The sequence below is a fragment of the uncultured Stenotrophomonas sp. genome (assembly GCF_963519925.1).
In the GTDB taxonomy this organism is placed as follows: domain Bacteria; phylum Pseudomonadota; class Gammaproteobacteria; order Xanthomonadales; family Xanthomonadaceae; genus Stenotrophomonas; species Stenotrophomonas maltophilia_AE.
The window spans coordinates 1-2,874 of sequence record NZ_CAUQPH010000241.1; the positions used below are offsets into that span (position 1 = coordinate 1).

The following is a 2,874-nucleotide window of genomic DNA, read 5'->3' on the forward strand; positions in this document are numbered from 1 at the left end:
GCATGGCGATGCGGGTCGCGCGCTCGGCCAGCCCGGCGTCGTCGCGACCGGCTTCGGCGGCCTCCAGGTACCAGCGCGCGGCTTCGGCCAGCTTGCCTGCCTGCAGCGCGAACTCGCCGGCCATGACCGGGGTCAACGACGCAGGTTCGGCAGCGTTCGCCTTTGCGGCCGGGGCCGCAGGGGCCGCCAGCAGGGGCGGGACGGCGAGCAGGGACAGCAGCAGAACGCTGGAGATGCGAATCAATGCGGGCATCGGGGGCTTCTGGCCTTAAAATGACGACTTGAATGGCCAGCAGCTTATCGCAAGCAACTGAACAATGACCCTGTGGGTGCTCGGACTGAATCACCAGACCGCGCCAGTGGAGCTGCGCGAACGCGCGTCCTTTGGCGGCGACGCCCTGCCCCAGGCATTGGCGTCCCTGCGCGATACTCCGCAGGTGGCCGAGGCGGTGCTGCTCTCCACCTGCAACCGCACCGAACTGTACGCCGTGGCCGACTCCGGCGAGGCGCTGGCGCAGTGGCTGGAAAGCCAGGCCGGGCAGCTGCAGGGCTATCTGTACCAGCATGCCGACGCCGATGCGGTGCGCCACCTGTTCCGGGTCGCCACCGGGCTGGACTCGATGGTGCTGGGCGAGCCGCAGATCCTCGGCCAGGTCAAGGATGCCTGGGCCACCGCGCGCGACCATGGCCTGCTCGGACAGCGCCTGGACCGGCTGTTCCAGCAGACCTTCTCGGTGGCCAAGCGCGCCCGCACCGATACCCGGGTCGGTGCCAATCCGGTGTCGGTTGCATCTACCGCCGTGCGCCTGGCGCAGAACTCGTTCGCGCGGCTTGAGGATTCCACCGTGCTGCTGGTGGGTGCCGGCGAAACCATCGAACTGGCGGCCCGGCACCTGAGCGAGGGCCGCGTGCGCCGCCTACTGATCGCCAACCGCACCCTCGCCCACGCCCAGGAACTGGCGACCCGCCACGGTGGCGTGGCCCTGCCACTGAGCGAGCTGGAGCGCCACCTGGGCGAAGCCGACGTGGTGTTCTCGGCCACTGCGGCGCGCGAGCCGGTGATCGGCCAGGCGCAGGTCGCGGCCGCGTTGCGGGCCCGCAAGCACCGGCCGATGCTGCTGTTCGACCTGGCGGTACCGCGCGATATCGAATCCGGGGTGGCGGACCTGAAGGACGCGTTCCTGTACACCGTGGACGACCTGGAACGGGCGGTGGAAGACAACCGCCGCAGCCGCCGCGAAGCAGCCGCCGAAGCCGAGGCGATCATCGAGCTGCAGGTGTCGCGCTTCGTCGAGACCCAGCAGGCGAGCGCGCACCAGGCACCGCTGCGGCAGCTGCGCGCGTACGGCGAAGCGACCCGCGTGGAGATGCTGGACAAGGCCCGCCAGCAGCTGGCCCAGGGCAAGTCGGCGGAAGAGGTGCTGGAACTGCTCGCGCATGGCCTGACCAACCGCCTGCTGCATCCGCCCACCGCCGCGCTTCGCGCGGCCGCACTGAGCGGCGATACTGAACTGACCCGCGCCGCCGAGCGCCTGTTCCCGGCCAAGCCGGGTTACCACCACGCTGCCGAGAGGAACGATGACGCCGACCCTGCGCCGTAAGCTGGAAGCGCTGGCCGAGCGCCGCGAAGAACTTGAACGCCTGCTGGCCGACCCGGACGTGGTCGGCGACAACGAGCGCTTCCGCAATCTGTCGCGCGAGTTCGCGCAGCTGCAGCCGATCGCCAGCGCATTGTCCGACGAGGCGCGCGCGCTGGCCGACCTGGCCGCCGCCGAAGCGATGCGCGCCGACCCGGACCTGCGCGAGCTGGCGGAGGAGGAAATCGCCGCCGCACAGCAGCGGCTGCAGCAGCTCGACCACGACCTGGCCCTGCTGCTGGTGCCGCGCGACCCGCGCGATGACGGCAACCTGTTCCTGGAAGTGCGCGCCGGTACCGGCGGCGACGAGGCGGCGATCTTCGCCGGCGACCTGTTCCGCATGTATGCGCGCTATGCCGAACGCCAGGGCTGGAAGGTCGAGATCGAATCGGACAATCCCGGCGAGCACGGCGGCTACAAGGAGGTCGTGGCCCGCGTGGTCGGCCGCGGCGCCTATTCCAAGCTCAAGTTCGAATCCGGCACCCACCGCGTGCAGCGCGTGCCCGCCACCGAATCGCAGGGCCGCATCCACACCTCGGCGGCCACGGTGGCGATCATTCCCGAGGCCGACGAGGTCGACGAGATCGTGATCAACCCGGCCGACCTGAAGGTCGATACCTTCCGCTCCTCCGGCGCCGGCGGACAGCACGTCAACAAGACCGAATCGGCGATCCGCATCACCCACGTGCCCAGCGGCGTGGTGGTGGAATGCCAGACCGAACGCAGCCAGCACGCCAACCGCGACAAGGCGATGAAGCGCCTGAAGGCGCAGCTGCTGGACAGCGAACGCAGCAGGCAGGCCGCGGCCACCGCAGAAAGCCGACGGCTGCAGGTGGGCAGCGGCGACCGCAGCCAGCGCATCCGCACCTACAGCTTCCCGCAGGGCCGGATCACCGACCACCGCGTGGAAGGTCTGACCCTGTACGACCTGCCCAACATCATCGCCGGCGAGATGGACACCCTGGTCGAGCGGCTGATCCACGAACACCAGGCCGACGAGCTGGCCCAGCTCTCCGCCGGCGCGTGAGCATGGACCCGCAGCGCGAGCAGCTGCGCGTCGCGGTGCAGCGCCAGCCGCAGGACTTCATTGCCTGGGTGATGCTGGCCGATGCCGAACTCGAAGCCGGCGATACCGTAGCCGGCGAACAGGCGGCCCAGCGCGCGCTGCAGCTGCGCCCAGGCCACCCCGAAGCGCTGGCGCGGATGGGCCGCACCCGCTGGGCGCAGGGTCGCCACG

At 70.4% G+C, this 2,874-nt stretch carries 3 protein-coding genes and 1 pseudogene; 3 read left to right on the plus strand and 1 reads right to left on the minus strand.

Annotated elements, in window-relative coordinates; translation table 11 throughout:
• Positions 1–253, minus strand: a pseudogene (locus RWO33_RS20010) (hypothetical protein); the annotation flags it as partial.
• A 64-nt stretch (positions 254–317) separates the two neighbouring features.
• Between RWO33_RS20010 and hemA the strand changes: the two are divergent.
• The 3 genes from hemA to RWO33_RS20025 all read left to right on the plus strand — a co-directional run.
• The gene (gene hemA, locus RWO33_RS20015; protein WP_314107198.1) at positions 318–1,601 is read left to right on the plus strand and encodes a glutamyl-tRNA reductase; all 1,284 of its coding nucleotides are present in this window, start codon (positions 318–320) and stop codon (positions 1,599–1,601) included.
• Positions 1,579–2,664: a peptide chain release factor 1 gene (gene prfA / locus RWO33_RS20020; protein ID WP_314107200.1), complete on the plus strand. Its 1,086-nt coding sequence runs from the start codon at positions 1,579–1,581 to the stop codon at positions 2,662–2,664. Before hemA ends, prfA begins: the two co-directional genes overlap by 23 nt.
• Positions 2,661–2,874, plus strand: a 214-nt coding sequence (locus tag RWO33_RS20025) for a tetratricopeptide repeat protein (RefSeq protein WP_314107201.1), incomplete at its 3' end; no start/stop codon positions are given. The genes prfA and RWO33_RS20025, both read left to right, overlap by 4 nt.

Bases quoted from the DNA above. Each gene is read 5' to 3' on its own strand.
- hemA (WP_314107198.1), top strand. From the start codon at position 318: ATGACCCTGTGGGTGCTCGGACTGAATCACCAGACCGCGCCAGTGGAG.
- prfA (WP_314107200.1), top strand. From the start codon at position 1,579: ATGACGCCGACCCTGCGCCGTAAGCTGGAAGCGCTGGCCGAGCGCCGC.